Source organism: Vibrio cortegadensis, from assembly GCF_024347395.1.
Taxonomy (GTDB): Bacteria; Pseudomonadota; Gammaproteobacteria; order Enterobacterales; family Vibrionaceae; genus Vibrio; species Vibrio cortegadensis.
Map to the genome: position 1 here is coordinate 2,985,909 of NZ_AP025472.1, position 17,872 is coordinate 3,003,780.

At 42.8% G+C, this 17,872-nt stretch carries 17 protein-coding genes; 5 read left to right on the forward strand and 12 right to left on the reverse strand.

Features of this window, described 5'->3' with window-relative positions:
- Window positions 1–8 precede the first annotated feature (8 nt).
- From OCV39_RS13905 to rhtB, 4 genes are all read right to left on the reverse strand, one after another.
- Complete coding sequence (locus OCV39_RS13905) at window positions 9–1,010, reverse strand: ArsJ-associated glyceraldehyde-3-phosphate dehydrogenase (RefSeq protein WP_017052876.1); 1,002 nt, start codon at window positions 1,008–1,010, stop codon at window positions 9–11.
- Between the two features lie 36 nt (window positions 1,011–1,046).
- Window positions 1,047–1,382 carry a metalloregulator ArsR/SmtB family transcription factor gene (locus OCV39_RS13910; protein WP_017052875.1) on the reverse strand — a complete coding sequence of 112 codons (336 nt, stop codon included), beginning with the start codon at window positions 1,380–1,382 and terminating at the stop codon, window positions 1,047–1,049.
- Window positions 1,383–1,502: 120 nt separating this feature from the next.
- Window positions 1,503–2,729: an EAL and HDOD domain-containing protein gene (locus OCV39_RS13915; RefSeq protein WP_017052874.1), complete on the reverse strand. Its 1,227-nt coding sequence runs from the start codon at window positions 2,727–2,729 to the stop codon at window positions 1,503–1,505.
- A 38-nt stretch (window positions 2,730–2,767) separates the two neighbouring features.
- Complete coding sequence (gene rhtB, locus OCV39_RS13920) at window positions 2,768–3,385, reverse strand: homoserine/homoserine lactone efflux protein (protein ID WP_017052873.1); 618 nt, start codon at window positions 3,383–3,385, stop codon at window positions 2,768–2,770.
- A gap of 76 nt (window positions 3,386–3,461) precedes the next feature.
- On the opposite strand from rhtB, the gene OCV39_RS13925 reads away from it, so the two are divergent.
- From OCV39_RS13925 to OCV39_RS13940, 4 genes are all read left to right on the forward strand, one after another.
- A complete protein-coding gene (locus tag OCV39_RS13925) occupies window positions 3,462–4,475 on the forward strand; it encodes an alpha/beta fold hydrolase (protein WP_261888641.1) in 1,014 nt (337 codons plus the stop codon).
- 124 nt (window positions 4,476–4,599) lie between these two features.
- Entirely contained in the window at window positions 4,600–5,451 is an 852-nt protein-coding gene (locus OCV39_RS13930) for a Cof-type HAD-IIB family hydrolase (protein WP_261888642.1), read from the forward strand.
- 187 nt (window positions 5,452–5,638) lie between these two features.
- Window positions 5,639–6,667 (forward strand): COG3650 family protein, encoded by a 1,029-nt coding sequence (locus OCV39_RS13935; protein WP_261888643.1) that lies wholly within the window; start codon window positions 5,639–5,641, stop codon window positions 6,665–6,667.
- Window positions 6,668–6,717: 50 nt separating this feature from the next.
- Window positions 6,718–7,356, forward strand: a complete 639-nt coding sequence (locus OCV39_RS13940; RefSeq protein WP_029203402.1) for a tRNA-uridine aminocarboxypropyltransferase — start codon at window positions 6,718–6,720, stop codon at window positions 7,354–7,356.
- Window positions 7,357–7,452: 96 nt separating this feature from the next.
- Here the strand turns inward: OCV39_RS13940 and OCV39_RS13945 are convergent, their stop codons facing one another.
- The 8 genes from OCV39_RS13945 to lptM form a co-directional block, all read right to left on the reverse strand.
- Window positions 7,453–9,939: a bifunctional diguanylate cyclase/phosphodiesterase gene (locus OCV39_RS13945; protein ID WP_261889524.1), complete on the reverse strand. Its 2,487-nt coding sequence runs from the start codon at window positions 9,937–9,939 to the stop codon at window positions 7,453–7,455.
- Window positions 9,940–10,105: 166 nt separating this feature from the next.
- Window positions 10,106–12,595, reverse strand: a complete 2,490-nt coding sequence (locus OCV39_RS13950) for a bifunctional diguanylate cyclase/phosphodiesterase (RefSeq protein ID WP_261888644.1) — start codon at window positions 12,593–12,595, stop codon at window positions 10,106–10,108.
- 164 nt (window positions 12,596–12,759) lie between these two features.
- Window positions 12,760–13,476, reverse strand: coding sequence for a 5-amino-6-(5-phospho-D-ribitylamino)uracil phosphatase YigB (yigB, locus tag OCV39_RS13955; protein ID WP_136995775.1), 717 nt, complete (start codon window positions 13,474–13,476; stop codon window positions 12,760–12,762).
- Window positions 13,477–13,531: 55 nt separating this feature from the next.
- The gene (gene xerC, locus OCV39_RS13960) at window positions 13,532–14,473 is read right to left on the reverse strand and encodes a tyrosine recombinase XerC (protein ID WP_113798809.1); all 942 of its coding nucleotides are present in this window, start codon (window positions 14,471–14,473) and stop codon (window positions 13,532–13,534) included.
- A complete protein-coding gene (locus OCV39_RS13965) occupies window positions 14,439–15,158 on the reverse strand; it encodes a DUF484 family protein (protein ID WP_017052864.1) in 720 nt (239 codons plus the stop codon). The genes xerC and OCV39_RS13965 overlap by 35 nt, the downstream gene beginning before the upstream one ends.
- Window positions 15,159–15,198: 40 nt before the next feature.
- The gene (gene dapF, locus OCV39_RS13970; protein ID WP_261888645.1) at window positions 15,199–16,029 is read right to left on the reverse strand and encodes a diaminopimelate epimerase; all 831 of its coding nucleotides are present in this window, start codon (window positions 16,027–16,029) and stop codon (window positions 15,199–15,201) included.
- A gap of 11 nt (window positions 16,030–16,040) precedes the next feature.
- A complete protein-coding gene (gene lysA, locus OCV39_RS13975) occupies window positions 16,041–17,294 on the reverse strand; it encodes a diaminopimelate decarboxylase (RefSeq protein ID WP_017052862.1) in 1,254 nt (417 codons plus the stop codon).
- Between the two features lie 31 nt (window positions 17,295–17,325).
- On the reverse strand, window positions 17,326–17,442 hold the full coding sequence (gene lptM, locus OCV39_RS21250; protein ID WP_017052861.1) for an LPS translocon maturation chaperone LptM: 117 nt from the start codon (window positions 17,440–17,442) through the stop codon (window positions 17,326–17,328).
- Window positions 17,443–17,517: 75 nt separating this feature from the next.
- Between lptM and cyaY the strand changes: the two genes are divergently transcribed.
- Window positions 17,518–17,832 (forward strand): iron donor protein CyaY, encoded by a 315-nt coding sequence (gene cyaY, locus OCV39_RS13985; RefSeq protein ID WP_017052860.1) that lies wholly within the window; start codon window positions 17,518–17,520, stop codon window positions 17,830–17,832.
- The last annotated feature ends 40 nt before the right edge of the window (window positions 17,833–17,872 follow it).

Consider the following 17,872-nt stretch of genomic DNA (forward strand, 5'->3'; position numbering starts at 1 on the left):
TTTGCTCCTTATGCCAAACCAACAGTACGAACTAATTCAGCAGTACGAGTCGCGTACCCCATTTCGTTATCGTACCAAGCATAAATTTTCACCATACGCTTACCGACCAACATCGTTGAAAGCGCATCCACAATCGTTGAACGTTGATCCCCTTTGTAATCAATAGAGACCAATGGACGCTCTTCAAAGCCAAGAATGCCGCTTAATTCATTCTCTGACGCCTCTTTCAGTAACGCATTCACCTCTTCAGCGGTTGTATCGCGCTGAACATCAAAAATAATATCTGTCAGTGACGCATTCGCTAAAGGTACACGTACCGCATGACCGTTGATCTTATCTTTTAGCTCAGGGAATATTTCAACAATTGCAGTAGCACTCCCTGTGGTGGTTGGGATCAAACTCATACCACATGCACGAGCACGGCGTAGGTCTTTATGAGGTGCATCCAAAATGGTTTGAGTATTGGTCAAATCATGAATCGTCGTGAACGCGGCTTGCTCAATGCCTAACTTTTCATGAATCACTTTAACGATAGGAGCCAAGCAATTCGTCGTACAAGATGCCGCTGTTACAATCTTATGTACTGCAGGGTCAAAAATATGGTCATTCACACCGACAACGATATTGGCAATACCGTCCTCTTTTACCGGAGCAGAAACCACAACGCGCTTCACTCCTTGCTCAAGGTACTGGTTCAAATAAGCCGTTTTGCGATGTACGCCTGTCGCTTCAATCACAACATCACAGCCAGACCAATCAACGGCATTAATCTCTTTCTCTTGCGAAGTCGCAACCTTATGGCCATTAATAACAATATCTGAATCTTTAGCCGTTACAGCATGGTGCCAACGGCCTTGAATAGAATCGAATTCCAACAAATGCGCTAAAGTCGCGGTATCTCCAGCCACATCATTTATTTGCACAAACTCCACTTCTGGCCAATCAAATGACGCTCTTAAAGCCAAGCGACCAATTCGTCCAAATCCATTGATACCAATCTTAATCGTCATACTCTTTCTCTCTCAATCTTTACTCAATTCAATCCATTAAACACAAGGTCGATCGCTCATCGATTTCAATCGTTCACTATCGGTTAAATACTGTTGCTGCAAGCAATTTGACTCCTTCAAGCTGGTGATCACTTTCCTCATCCAACCAGGAAGATCGCTTGAGACTTGGTAATACACCCACTGCCCTTTTCGCTCATCCACCAGCACGCCGGATTGACGTAACTGTGCTAAATGACGCGATACTTTCGGCTGGCTTTCACCTAAAGCTTGCGTTAATTCACACACACACAAACTGCCTTCACGAGCAATAATTAGCAGGCAGCGCATGCGAGTTTCATCCGCAAGCATTTTAAAAAATTGATGAGGTAACATACTTAAATCTCACATATACGCATATCCATATATAATAGATAAAAAAAAGCACCCGTCAATGCGAGTGCGTTCTTGTCATCAAAAATTCATATCCAAAAATGATAAGGTGGCGTCGAGCAATTAAGAAAGACTGACCATGTCTTGGCTCCATTTCTGTGCCGCCACTAATTCATAGCGCACATCATCCATATTTAAGCCTAATATTTTACAGTGCTCCTCCATGCCACTCCAATCAGCATGTTCATAACACTCTTCCAATGCTAGTAAGCTTCCGTAGGGCCCTTCTCGTCTGAGTAGTGCGACCTTGATAACATGGCTTAACGGAAGTTGTTCAACCAAACTGTCTAAGGAGAGATCAAGCAGAGCATCAAGCATTGAAAACAGTCCAATCATAAAGGCTTGTTCTTGATGATCTTGAAAAGGGCGATACCGAGACATCAATTGACAAAATTGAGCACGATGCAGTGACATATTGTATAGCTCTTTCGGCTTCTTATCAGAAACATAAGACGCAACAGCCAAAGAGACAAAAATCTTAAGCTTATCTTGCCCTAAATAGACTAAAGCTTGGCGAAAAGAGGAGATAGTGACTTCAAGGCGCGGTGACATCGTATTAACAAAGCGCAATAATTTATATGACAACGCCACATCTTTAGCGACAATATTTTCCACCTGTTTAAAGTCAACTCCGGGCTTACAAACTTCTTGAAATAGCTCCATTGCAATCGCTTGTTCTGGCCCGACATATTGCGTTTTCATCACTTCAGGTTTGCTAAAAAAGTAACCTTGGAAAAACTTAAAACCTGAGTTTTTTGCTTTTTCAAATTCAGCTTCCGTTTCGACTCTTTCAGCGAGAAACTGACACTTAGTCCTTTTTAACTGCTGTTCACGCACAATTTGGCAAGCATTGTCTAAGCCTAACGCCATAATATCGAGTTTAATAATATGGGCGTACTGTAGAAAACGTTCCCATTCAGGAAGAAAGGTAAAATCATCAAGAGCCAGAATATAACCACGGCGATAAAGTTCACGTATCGCCTCAAGCAATTCATCCGTCGGTTCGCACGTCTCTAGAATTTCTACCACAATACTTTCTTTAGGCAGAGTCAGAGGCAAGCCACGCAATAAGCTAGCTTGAGGGAAATTAATAAAACAACGCGAACTTTGAATCGTCGGATTAACGCCTATCGATAAGAAATTTTCGACAATCAGCCGATAAGTGGCCCGGTTTGAATCAATATGGGCTGGGTAAGCATTATTTTCACCGTCACGAAATAACAGCTCATACCCGATAGTATTCTGTTTTCGGTTAAAAATAGGCTGTCTTGCCACATAGGTGTTATTCATCGATCCACTCAATATAACTATTTGATTATTTTGATCTGCTACGCTTTAGCTGCCGCTAATAATGCACCACAACCGATAAACATTGAACCAAAGACTTTATTTATTTTACCCATCACGGCATCTGAGCGAATAAATCGTCCCATTTGTGACGCTAATGATGTGTAACCTAACATAACAACCGCATCAATAAATACCGTAGTGGCACCCAGAATTAAAAGCTGAGTAAGTTGGTCTTTCGCTGGGTCTAAAAATTGAGGGAAAAGCGCGACGAGGAAGACTATCGACTTAGGATTGGTTAAATTGATCAGTATCGCTTTACGCATTAATGTCATGCTTGAGAGACCATCATCACCCATTCTCGCAACCATGCTCGAACGATCTCGCCACTTTTGGATACCCAACCACACCAAGTAAACCACACCAACCCATTTAATGATTGAAAATGCCAATGCCGATTGCGCGACTAATGCACCGATGCCAGCTCCAACTAAAATGATATGGAAAATCATGCCTAACTGTAACCCAACGATGGCCGCGAGTGACTTTCGAGTGCCGTAGCTTAAGCCATTACTGATCGAATTTACGGTTCCAGAGCCCGGCGCTAAACTAAAAATAATAGCGGTAGCAACATATGCCAACCAAACATGAGTATCCATTGCATTTCCTCTCTACTGCTTTAATCTAGCGAATATTAATCGCCACTCAAGATCAATCCATACAATAGGTAGTTTTATGGTCAATTCGAGCTCTGTGAATTCTCGTTATACCCAAGAGAGCAATTTTGAGCAAGCAATCAATCATCAGATTGCAGAACTGTGGCAGCAGCGTAATGATGGCTATATCAAAAGTAGCGACAAAAAATCACTCTACTGGTGCTCTCTTACCTCAGCGTCGCATACTAAAGCCATTGTGGTAGTCAATGGGCGTATTGAGTCCGCTTGGAAATATCAAGAGCTGTTTTATGACCTTTACCAACAGGGTTATGACATCTACTCTTTTGATCATCGAGGTCAAGGCTTATCCGATCGCCTGATTGACGATAAACAGATGGGATACGTAGATGAATTTGATGACTACCTAGTGGATCTCGTTGCTATGGTCGACCATTTTAAACTCGGCCACTATCAAAAGCGTTATCTACTAGCTCACTCTATGGGTGGTGCCATTGCGACCCGTTACTTAGAGACAACACCACAGCATAGCTTTGATGCGATCGCGTTAAGTGCCCCAATGTACGGCATTAACGTTGCTTGGTACTTACGCCCAATTGCGATGGGATTAAGCCAACTGCTTACCGAAGTTCATGCAACCCCAAATTACGCTCCCGGCCATAAAGCCTATTATGCCAAGCCTTTTAAAGATAGCTTGCTTACCCAAAGTGCCATTCGCTACCACTGGTTCCGAGACCTTTATGAGAAAAAGCCTGAGTTAAAACTTGGAGGCCCAAGTACTCGTTGGGTTTGGCAAGGCTTGATGGCGGCAAAACAGTGCATTCAGCAAACCCGACAAATACATATTCCTCTGCTTCTATTGCAGGCAGGTAATGATCAGATCGTCAGTAACACCGCTCAAGAGACCTTCTTTACTAAACTCAATAAAACGAATCATTGCAGCCAAATGATCCGTGTTACGGGCTCTAAACATGAGCTACTGTTCGAACAAGATCGGTATCGTAATCAAACATTAGATGCGCTGTTTAATTTTTTAAAAACAATTAATGACGAAATAAGGAAATCAACCACCTGACTTTTACCCTCTTTTTCCTGTTTAATTTGGCGTAAAATCCTTAGCTTAACCGATGGCTTTCCACGCTTTAAATCGGGCTATATTTATTAACTACTGTCATCGATTGATGTTCAAAGAGGGTTGCATGACCACTAGCGCACTAAGCAAAAACTGTATTGAAGATAATCACGCAATGATCAAACTTGTAGCGTCAGATTTAGACGGAACATTACTGGCACCAAATCATCAGCTTAGTGACTTTACCAAGCAAACCTTGCGAGAGTTGCATCAAAAAGGGTTCACTTTTATTTTTGCGACTGGTCGCCATCATGTAGATGTAGCCGGTATTCGTGAGCAAACAGGGATCCCTGCTTACATGATTACCTCAAACGGCGCTCGTGTTCATGATAAAAATGACCAGTTAATGTACAGCCAGAATGTACCCCAAGATCTAATCCAGCCCGTCGTCGATATCATGAAGCAAGATCCTAATTTGATGATACACATCTATCAGGATGACAACTGGTTACTCAACCAAGAAGATGAATACATGAAAAACTTTCATGAAGATTCACGCTTTACTTACACGCTATTCGATAAAGACAATGCACCGACCGATGGCATTGCCAAAGTTTTTCTTACCCATCCCGAAAAAGATCACGAATACTTAGTTAAGTTTGAAGAGGAGCTCAACGCCTCTTTTGGTGATAAATTGAATATCGCATTTTCAACGCCTTGGTGTTTAGAAGTGATGGCCGCTGAAGTGTCAAAAGGCGAAGCACTCAAAGTCGTGGCTGAATCACTTGGCAAGACGCTAGAGAACTGTATTGCTTTCGGAGATGGCATGAACGATGTTGAAATGCTCTCAATGGCAGGAAAAGGGTTAGTCATGGCCACTTCTCATGAAAAAGTAATGAAAGCACTACCGAATAATCAGGTCATTGGCAGCCATGCTGATGATGCCGTTGCGCATTACTTACGAGATAACCTTTTCTAAATACAAGCCATATCCAGGGTAACGAAATCAAAGGCAGCTTAGGTTGCCTTTTTCATGCCTACATTTTTATCCTCACACCTGCTACCTCAATGTCTGGAAACGGTCAATTGAAGCCCTATCGCTCTATTTTAAACCACTGATATGCCATAATGATTGCAGACTTGTCTCCGCATAAGGAATGAATGGCATGAAAACGCTTAAAATCTCAGGCTTGCTGCTTGTTTTACTCACTTTACAAGCTTGCTCTACTCCACAAGAATCAGAGCCTAGCCCAACGCCTATGCCAAAAGCGAGCTTAGATAGCCCATCATCCATTTCGCCTCCTACATTTATCATGCGAGGTGAAGTTGTTATTGGTCATGAAGCTCAAACCATCACACCTTGTGGCAGTAATAAACAATTCTGGCTCACATTACCTCAAACGTATGCTCAACAAGTGATGAACTTAACTTCCCGCCCATATCAACCTTTATATGGGGAAGTTATCGGTCATTTAGAGCGTCCAACTCAAATGGGGTTTGATGCTGATTACACCGCTCGTTTTGTTGTCGACCATGTAAATTTCCTGACCGCAGAAAATCCGAACCGCTGTGACCAATCCTTACGTTCTACTCGCGCATTTGGTAACGAACCATTTTGGACTCTCTCTTTTTCTAAAGGGCATATAAACTTTGAGCCGATGGGAGAAGAGACGAAAACCGTCGCGTTAGATAAAACCCTTATACAACAGGCAAGCCGAAAGTATTCTTTTAGTGGTGGGCAACTGAGCCTTAATAAAACCACCTGTAATGACACCATGAGTGATTCTATGTATGGATGGAAAGCAAAGCTGAATATTAACAAGCAAGATTATACCGGGTGCGCGACACTTGCGAATCAAGATCCTACGTTAGCTTGGGTAGGCAATTATTTTGCAAGTCACACTCAATCCGTCAACTTCAGTATCAATTTAGAACTAAAGTCAGATCACACCGCAATCACCACCTATGATTATGCTAACGGTGACTCTCCTACGATTGAAACGGGGTTCTGGCAGCAACTCAATGCCAATCAAATTCAAGTGGTGATGACACGCCACCAACGGCAATACTTAGTGTCAGAACGCATCTTTACGGGTCATAATGGAAAAATAACGGCACAAAAAGAGAAAGTCGGTGACACTATCTACCCCATCGCGAATGGCGGATTGGTGTTATTTCAGGAACAAGGGAATTAAGACTTTCACTCGAATCATCATCGTTAAGCTTAGAATAAGACACAATCAGAATGACCAAGACTACACCATGCCCTCATTGTGGGTTCCAACATCAATGCATCTGTAATGATATACCTAACATTCACTCGTCATTACCGATTGCATTGCTGATGCATGAAAATGAGCTATCGCGAGATACCAATACTGGGCGTCTACTGCTACAAACGCTGCCCGAATGCAGCCAACATGTTTGGGTCAGAAAAGAGCAGCCTGAAGCGTTATTCAATCGAATAAAGATTCAAGGTCTTCAGCCCTACTTATTGTTCCCCAATGAACACAGCGTAGATGTCACGACACTGCATGACACTACCGCTGCCCAAAATTCGGCAGAGTCAGATACGTCATCTCAACACCAAGCCATTAAGCCACTTTTTATTATCTTGGACGGGACCTGGCAAGAAGCCAAGAAGATGCTTCGTCGTAGCCCATGGCTAAAAGCATTACCTCATGTGCATTTGTCATCGACCGCCTCTTCACGCTATCAGCTCCGACGTAATCAAGATGATGGTCATTTATGTACCTGTGAAGTCGCTATTGAGTTACTCAGTCAGCTAGGAGAGACATCTTCATCAATACAGCTCAGCCAGTATTTTGATCATTACATGGCCATGTTCAAAGCTGACAAATGCGGTCACCTTCTCAAAAAGTAACCATGCATCGCATCGAAGAAAAAGCAAAGGCCCGAAAATTCGAGCCTTTGTTTCATTTTTACCAACACTGCCACCAGCAATAGTTTCACCACCGATTTAAAACAACCGCTTCGGTTTTCCTAAATAGTAACCTTGTAGATAATCCACACCAATGTCTTCTGCGATGTTGCATACTTCTTGGTTGTGAACAAATTCAGCCACAGTTTTCGCCTTAAATATGCCGCACAAACTCACCAATTGCTGCGCGATCTTACGCTGCTTTTTATCGGTATCAATATTACGGATCAAACTGCCATCTAACTTAATCACTTGCGGCTCTAATTTGATGATCTCATCGATATTCGAGTAACCCGAGCCAAAATCATCCACAATAATGCTCACCCCTAAATCTTTGAAGTGATCGCAGACTTCTATCATTCGTCCGTAATCTTTTATTTTCTCGCTTTCAAGCACCTCTAAACCAATGCGTTGAGGGTGGCTAATTTTGCTTATCGCGGCTTCAAGATGTTGCAGTGTTCTATCACTCATTAAGTCTTGGGGGGATAAATTTATCGAAAATGAATCCGTTGTATTACTCATGAAATCGAAAGTGCGTGAGATCATTTGGCGACTCAAACGAGTATAAAGATGAGTGTCTTCAATAATCGGGAGGAATTTGCCTGGCGGAATAATCACCCCTTCCTCTTCGATTCGAACCAGACACTCTAAAGATTGCACCTCATGACTATGCGCAGCCACGATAGGTTGAGCATAGGCGATCACATTTTGATTTAACACCGCTCGGCTAACACAAGATAACACCCTTAACTGCTCTTGACGTTTCTGCTCTTGCTCTTTCAAAGTACGGGCATTGCAACAGTGTTGATTATTGCTCACCGCATAACGACGCGCTTCAATTGAACGCAATAATAGATCATCTACAGAGCTATTTGGAAAGTCGGCTTTACTTATGATACCTGCACTCACTGAGACAGAGAGATAATCAATATCGGGCAAGCCCATCGGCTCAAAATTTACATGCTCAATATTTTCAGCAAACTCAGAAAAACGCTGCTGAATATGTGACATTTTATTTTGGCTTTCGAAGATGATGGACCATTCACCAATGCCAACCCCATATAGTTGGCATTTTTTATCAAATACCCTGTGTAACTTATCTTTAAAGTATTGGCTTAAATCACTAAGCAGCATATCCCCAACCGGGTAACCATACTTCTCATTAATTTGATGAAAATTCGTGACTTTTAATGTTAGCAAATACTCACTTTTTTTCATTTTAGCAAGGTGTTCACGCAGTACCGTTCGATTGGGTAACCCCGTTCTTCTTTCAATTCGATAGCTTGTTGTTAATGCCTTCGCTTGATGTTGAATTTTCTGTGCCATATCCTGGTGCATAATATCAACATCTAATAAAGCGTTTCGAATCAGAGAAAATAGCGGCGAAATAGAACTCGTGTGTTCATGATGCGGAATTGAACGAACCACATTATCGGCAGGCCCTTCTCGCAGAGCTAAATACGTCAGGCTATGATGTAGAATCTGTTGATGGTCATTCTCATAGCAAAACTCCCCAAAACAAAAGAATCCATCACTATTCGCGACCTGTTGAAAAGGCTCTAACTCTTGGTTTCCCTCAATGAAATCCAAACGAGATATACAGTTATAGATAAAAAACTGTTGTGGGTGATGCAACGCAACTTGCTGCAACCCCAAACGAACTTGTTCAATGGTCAGTGAGGGATGATCATAACAAAATCGAACTTCATCACCCACATTGAACTCACCGTCAAACGTTATGGAATTATCTTGATGACAAGCTAATGGTAAGTACACATTCTGTTCACGAGGATCGCCAATCATTAAAGGAAAGTCGGTAATCTGCGCATAAGGCACATCAAGCCCATCCGCTAAATAACGATTGTAAATATGCTGAATCGGCTGATCATCCAAACTGTAAATTCGATGCTTATCGGCATGAGTGATTCGAAATTTTTTACCTATCGGGTTCCACTCATAGTAACTTCCTGTCCATGCCGATAATTCCGCGCCATGCAACGCCACAGCAACATAAGCATTCTCATAGATCGTATGGTTATGTAATATCCAGCGGCCAGTATCGGTATCAGCAGATGCTCCGCCCGCGACAGGGATACGATAATCCCCTTCACTGAAGGCTGAAAAAAGTGAGCGTTCACTAACTGAAAGACGGTCGGCAAAACAGATGATGGCTTTTGTCGATGAGGACAGGTTTAGGTTTTTAGCAAGTAACTGGCTATCGCTCGCCGCATTAGCGCTATATGACACGACCGATGATGTACATGTCGACTGTTTAAAGTAGGTAAAGACGAAACACGAACTCTCACTTTGGATCGTGCCACTCTTAATCGCGTACTTTCCACTGGCCCCAATAATGGTGACGTCATTAAAATATTGCTGAATTTCACGGCTATACTGCGTGACGAGTGAACGAGGCTGTGATGAAAATATTTGAACCAGCACTGAACCCGTGAATTGGCTATCAAGGCGAGCCAATTCACTTCTTAATTGTTCAATATCGTGTATCAAGTAAGACTGAGATATCATAATCACATAGCAGTTACGAGTGGTAATACGTAACATTATGCAATGGTAACGTCGCTATAGCACTGAATGGTTATAGATTTTTTTAATTATGTGAATTTAACGATTAAGTCTAACCTAAATTCTCATTCGTGATACATGCCTTGCAGTGTAAAAAGTTAACCCTCCATCAAAACAGACGGCTAGGTTCACCGAGGTAAAAACCCTGTAAGTAATCGACGCCCATCCCTTCAGCAATGCGACACACTTCTTCATTATGCACAAACTCAGCCACGGTTTTGGCATTAATCACTTGGCATAATCTAACAAGTTGTGACGCAATTTTACGTTGTTTTAAGTCCGTATCAATATTTCGAATAAGGCTTCCATCAAGCTTAATGACTTGCGGTTCAAGTTTAATTATTTCATCGATATTCGAATAACCCGAACCAAAATCGTCCACAATAATCCGCGCACCTAATGATTTGAAATGGTTACAAACTTCAATCATCCGCCCGTAATCTTTAATCTGTTCCGACTCTAATACTTCCAACCCAATATTTTCTGGGTGCTGCAAATTATTAATTGATGCTTCAAGTAATAGCAGCGTTTTATCACTCATCAGATCTTGAGGGGATAAATTGATTGAAAATGACTGATTCTTATCTGACATGTAATCGAGTGTTTTTTTAATCATATGTCGACTTAATCGAGTGTAAAGATGAGTCCCTTCAATAATCGGTAGGAATTTACCGGGAAGAATAATCTGATCATCTTCAATAATTCGCACCAAGCACTCATGTGAAACCACGTCGTGAGTGTGGGCGGCGACAATCGGCTGATGAAAGGTGACAATCTTCTGTTCTAAGATCGCTCGGCTTACACAGCTTAACCAGCCAAGTTGCTCTCTTCGCTTTTCATCACCCAACTCAATCTCATTGGCATTAAAGATGTGTGTATTATTTCTGACCCCCTCACGACGAGCTTCTATCGCCTTCAGCAGCCATTCATCACCGCTGTCAGACATAAAATCACGACGACTTGCCAACCCTCCACACAGAGAGACGGATAAGTAATCCACATCGGATAACCCATAAGGTTCAAAGTTCATGTGTTCAATTTCATCCGCAAATTGGACGAACTGGGCCTTAATGGTATAACTCGGCATGTTCGATTTGAACATAACCGCCCACTCACCAACACCAATACTGAACAGACGAAAACTACTCTTCTCCCCAACCACATCCGCCAAGCGGGATTGGAAGTTTTGGGATAAATCACACAGCAATTGGTCACCCACTTGGTAACCATACTTTTCGTTCACCTGCGTAAAGTTCACCAGTTTTAACGTTAATAAATGCTCATCAGGATCAATATGAACTAAGTGTTCTTTTAACGCTGCGCGATTTAGTAATCCTGTTCGGGAATCATAGCGATAGCTGTCTAATAGTTTCTTCGATTGCTTATCAAGCTTGTATTCCATACGCGCATTCATCGTGTCTAAATCAGAAATTGCGTTACGGATTAAACTGAATAGTGGAGAAATGACATGCTCATTTTGAGGAACAAACTTGGTCATTTTGGCAATCACAGACGATTCTCGCATCGCCAAATAGGTCATACTGTGATGCAAAATTTCTTGCTTCTGCTCTGAGCGATACAGCTCACCCATGCAGTAGACGCCGTGACTACTTGCCACCCCTTCAAAGGTTTTTAACTCTTCGGCACCATCAATAAAATCAAGTCGAGATGCGCAGTTATAGATGAATACGGATTCAGGCTGATGCAGAGCTAAACGTTCGGTACCATGACGAACTTGTTCAACCGTTAACGAAGGGTGGTTATAGCAAAAACGAACTTCATCACCGATTTCCCACGCTTGATCAAACTCTATACTGCCATTATCGAGCACCTGTTTGACGGTGCATACGCCTTTACAAGTACCGGATTCTCGATACAACGGGAAATGAACCAACTGACCAAAAGAGAGCTTATGCCCATCGGAAAGGTAATGTTTATAGACGTCATAAGCGGGTTTGTACTCGATGGTATCGATTCGATTACCTTGTGCCTCTGTCACCCTCAGTTTCATTCCTATCGGGTTCCACTCAGAGTAAGCATCTCGCCACACTTTTAAGCTATCACTGTGTAATGCCACTGCGACACACGTTTTTTGATATGTCTTGGTTCCAAATAGAACCCAACAGCCATGCCTATTTTCTTGCGCTTGGCCCCCAGAAATAGGTGGTAAATTGTCAGACTGATTGAAAGCACAATAGATGGGATAATCACCATCCTCGATTTGATCTGAAAAACTGATAATAGCTTGAGTATTAGGCTTAAGGTTCAATGAATTGAGTAGTTGGGCGCTATCGTGCTTAGGGGAGAAACTGTACTCTTGCCGTGTCGCTGAAAATGTCGTGTCATCAAACTCACTCACCAAGCATAACGTTCCCGCACTCTCAAGTTGATTCGCACAGATGATATTCATTGTGCTCTGTCCTATGATAACGCCGTTAGGATATTTGATTTGAAGCATTTCGGCGTATTGTTGGACTGTTTCTGGCGCTTGAGTTGAAAAGACTTGGATTAGATAATTTTTGTTTGTATTCCAAGCTGAGTTTTCTAACTGGGCATTTAACTGTTCGATGGAATCAAGCAGTATTGAGTGTGTTTTCATGAAAGCCTAATGTCTGTCTATAAAGTACGGTTAAAGATTTGAATCAATACCAACATAAATCTAGACACCGTCCGCATTCTTCGAGGCAGATCAAGAAAAAACAGATAAACATTGAGTACAAGAATATCTAATCTATCAATAAGTTATCATAAATGGGAATTTTTCTATTTGAAGTATAAGAGATCACGCAAAGAATTTACTTCTATATCAGGCAGAACTCTCACTTTTTCGCAATGTTGAATATTTTTCCGTTGGTCATTATACCAACATGCTTGAAAGCCGTTACTCTTAGCCCCGTATACATCAGTGATCAAATGATCGCCAACATGCAAAATAGACTCAGCAGGCAAGCCCAACAAATCCACCGCCCGAGCAAACATATCTGCATAAGGTTTCGCTCGACCATCAGGCCCCGCTTTCAATACATGTGAAAAGTATTGCCCCAATCCAATTTTATCAGGATCCACATTTCCATTGGTAATCGCGATCAGTGGGAACTTCTCTGCCAAAATGGTCATCACTTCGTGAGTAAGTTCCGGGACATCGACCTGGTTTCGCAACCACAATGCATGCTCCATCCCTTCTTTGGCTGCCGATGTAGCTTCAGGTTCACCATAACCTAATTGAATTAATCCCTGCTGAATCTGAGTTTCGCGCCATAAAGTGACATCATGCTTTAAATTCGGGTTTTGAATCGCCAGTTCATGTTTCAGCACCTGCCATTGCTCAATGCTCATCAGTGCCGATACCGGGTGATGAGTATGCAGCCAAACCACCATCTTCTGCTCTACATTTTGAATCACAGGCCAGTTGTCATATAGGGTGTCATCAAGATCAAATGTCATGGCTTTGACGACTGATGTTCGGCGATAGATGTGCATGCTTAACTCCTACGTTACTGTGCCAAATTTTCAATGAGTGGATGTGCCAATTCACTCACGATTCTTTCGGTTTCTTATTTTTATGAGCTCTAGGATGAGCGTCATCATACGCTTGAGCAAGGTGTTGAAAATCTAAATGCGTATAAATCTGTGTGGTCGAGATATTTTCATGCCCCAGCAATTCTTGAACTGCACGTAAATTATTACTCGACTCCAATACGTGTGTCGCAAATGAGTGGCGTAATTTATGAGGGCTAATATGGCTGGCAACAGCTTGCTTCTGACCCCACTCAGCCATTCGTTTTTGCACACTTCGATGAGAGATCCGACTGCCGAGTTTAGAGACAAACAGTGCGGGTTCACCCGGTGCAGCAATATCACCACGGACTTTAAGCCACTTCGCGACCCACTCTTTGGCTTGTCCAGAAAACGGCGCTTTCCGCTCTTTATCGCCTTTACCAATCACGCGAATTTCACCACGGCTACCATGAATGTCTTTTACATTAATCCCAACCATTTCAGCCAGACGCAGGCCCGCACCATACATCACCTCCATCATCGCTCGATCGCGGATAGCTAAAGGATCATCTTCATTCACCTCAAGCAACTGGTTCATTTCATCTACATCTAAATTCTTTGGTAGCGTTCGTTGCTTTCTAGGAGCCGACACCCCTTTTGCGGGATTGGCCGTCATCTCTCCACGTAAGATCATAAAATCAAAGAAACTACGTAATGAGGAGAGGCGAGTCGCTAAACTGCTGGCTTTCATCCCTTCTCGCATCCCTTTACTTGCAAGCTGGCGCACCCAAGCGGCATCCACTTGTTGCCACTCATCTTGCCCCATTTGGAGTAAATGGCTGCCCATGGTTTCAAGTTGCTGTTTGTAATTACGCTGAGTATGCAAGCTAAGCCCTTTTTCACTTCTAAGGTATTCATAGAAGCGGTTTAAGGGCTTTTGCAAGCTAGAAGGAAGAGGTGTGTTGGATTCGTTCGTCATTCTCTGGCCAAGTTAAGGTCTCAATAAGGTGAGCCACAACTAATGCAAGGTGGCGCAGGAAAAGGGTATCCATATGAGGTTGAAAATGGCCGCCATCTTCACTTGAAAAAGCCAAAGCCCCTAATGAAGATTGCTTAACTAAAGGTAAAACCACATAAGATCCGAGTTCTGGCCCTGAATGCTCACCCAATAGCGCTTCTCGATCGGCTTTACGTAACCGACCTAAATACGCATCTTTACCATTTAAGTGATTGGTTGAAAACCGAGCCCAACCTTCTTTGCTAAGATTCAGTTCTGGGCTAAGACGAAGTTCTGGAACCTCTTGGTTAAGCAAACGGACATAAGCCTTCAAGCCTAAATCTTTCGCTTTTAGCTTTATCGCCTTAACCACTTGAGCAATATTATCACACTGTAAAATTTGCTCTTGAAGCTCCATAAATTCATAAAACGTTCTGTCGTTATTGGCCGCCAACGACATTAACGTTGTAATTTCTTCTTCTAGTTCTTCAATTCGTTGACGCTGACGCTTCAGTTGAACTTCAACTAACGAAACCGCGCCTTGTTGATGATTCGGTAACGATAGACGATCAACAAGCTCGCGGCGCTGGAGAAAAAAATCGGGGTTATCACGCAAATACTCCGCAACAATTTCAGCCGTCAGGGCATTCGCTTCTACTTGAGACAAAACTCATCCTCTACAATTTATTTTTATATAATGGAAAGACTTAACAGGAAAGTTGACCATCAAATACATGAGTGGCAGGGCCTGTCATATACAGAGGAGAACCCGGACCTTGCCAGCTGATTTGCAATTCACCACCAGGTAGCTGAACCGTCACATACTCAGCGAGTAAACCTTGGTTAATACCAATAGCAACGGCGCCACATGCACCACTGCCGCACGCTTGAGTTTCACCCGCGCCACGTTCATACACTCGCAAGCGAACCTCTTCGCGATTGACGACTTGCATAAAACCAGCATTAACTCGCTCAGGGAATCGTTCATGTGATTCAAGTAGAGGCCCCAGTTTATCGACATCGGTGGTATCAACATCATCAACGACCGTTACGACATGAGGGTTACCCATACTTACCGCACCACAGAACAGGGTGTGTTCATCAGTGCGGATAATGTAGGTTTTTTCCGTCTGCTTGGCTTTGAATGGGATTTTAGCCGGTTCAAACACAGGCTCACCCATGTTCACCGTAATCAAATCGTTGTCTTCAATTTTTAATACCATCTTGCCTTTTTTGGTGCTGACATTGATGGTGTATTTATTGGTAAGACCTTTCATACGAACAAAACGGGCAAAACAGCGAGCGCCATTTCCACACTGCTCCACCTCACTACCGTCTGCATTAAAAATACGGTAGTGGAAATCAGTTTCAGGATCGTAAGGGGCTTCAACCACTAACAACTGGTCAAAGCCGACCCCTGTATGACGATCCGCCAAGCGGCGAATCAAATCAGGAGAAAAAAATATGTTTTGGGTAATACAGTCAACGACCATGAAGTCATTACCCAAACCATGCATTTTAGAAAAATGGAAATGCATAATGCTTCAACTTACTCCGGGATAATATTTTCAAGAGCCCATAGGCTTGATAGTGCTTCACGCTGGCGAACAAGATGCGCTTTTTTGCCATCGACCATCACTTCTGCCACACGGGAACGAGAATTGTAGTTTGACGACATCGCAAACCCATAAGCACCCGCAGAACGGACAGCCAACAAATCACCCTGCTCAAGAACAAGATCTCGATCTTTTCCTAAGAAGTCTCCCGTCTCACAAATCGGCCCCACTAAATCGTAAGTCACCGCTTCGCCTTGACGTGGTTTGACAGGCACAATATCTTGCCATGCTTGATAAAGTGCTGGGCGCATTAAATCATTCATGGCCGCATCAATAATGGCAAAGTTTTTATACTCTGTTGGTTTTAAGAACTCAACTTTCGTCAATAGTACACCAGCATTTGCCGCAATCGCACGTCCTGGCTCAAAAATCAGCTCTAGATCTGCATGCTTTTCTAAACGAGCAAGTAGCGCTTTTGCGTAGTCAGACGGTTGCGGCGGTAATTCATCACGATACGTTACCCCTAAGCCTCCGCCAACATCGAGATGTTTGATATTAATCCCATCCGCCTTAAGCTGATCAATCAGTGCAAGCAAACGGTCTGTCGCGTCAATAAATGGCGCAAGATCTGTCAGTTGGGAACCAATATGGCAATCAATACCTTGGATATCTAGGTTGCTTAACGTTTTCGCAAACTGATAAACCTGTGGTGCTCGATCAAAAGCGATACCAAATTTATTATCACGTAAGCCCGTCGAAATATAAGGGTGGGTATGAGCGTCAACGTCGGGATTAATACGAAGTGAAATAGGTGCTTTCACCCCTAATTCTCCCGCAACGTCATTTAATCGCTCTAACTCTGGTTCAGATTCAACATTAAAGCATTTTATTTTTAACTCTAAAGCTCGCTTCATTTCTGCTTCAGTTTTACCCACACCAGAAAAAACGACTTTAGCGGGATCACCACCAGCAGCGATCACTCGTTCAAGTTCGCCCGCAGAGACAATATCAAACCCCGAGCCTAAACGAGCTAAAACATTAAGTACTCCAAGGTTAGAGTTCGCTTTAACGGCATAACACACCAAATGCGGATGCTCTCCAACAGATTGATCGAAGGCATTCCAGTGTCTCTCTAATGTTGCGCGAGAGTATACGTACAAAGGTGTTCCGTGTTGCTGAGCAAGCTCTGAAAGCGCCACATCTTCGGCCCAAAGTTGGCCATCGTCCTGATAGTTGAAGTAATCCAAAATTCTTTTCCCTTATAAAAAACGACTGCAATTACTGCGTCTGTTCACTTGGTTGAGCTTGCTCTGGTAGATAGAGCGCACCGGTTTGACCACACCCTGAAAGGGCAAGTAAAGAGAGCATAAACAAGGCTGCGATTGATTTTTTCATTTTGCATATCGTGATTATTGATTCAATGCCCCCTATAATCGCACCACACTCAAGAAAAGCAATAGGATAGACGGGATGAACGATACGGAATTTCATCAACTTGTAGATACACAGATGCAAAACATTGAAGAAGCGATCGATGAATCGGGTGCGGATATTGATTTTGAGACATCTGGCAATGTGATGACGCTTGAATTTGATGATCGCAGTCAGATCATCATTAATCGCCAAGAGCCAATGCATGAGATCTGGTTAGCGTCTCGTTCGGGTGGTTTTCACTTCAAATTAATTGATGATAAATGGACATGCTCGAAAACGGGTATCGAACTCTTTGAGATGGTTAAGGAAGAGTGCGTAAAACACGCTGGTGAAGCGATTGATTGGGTTTAACCTGCTCATTTAGATCACTTGATAAGCAATGAAATCAATA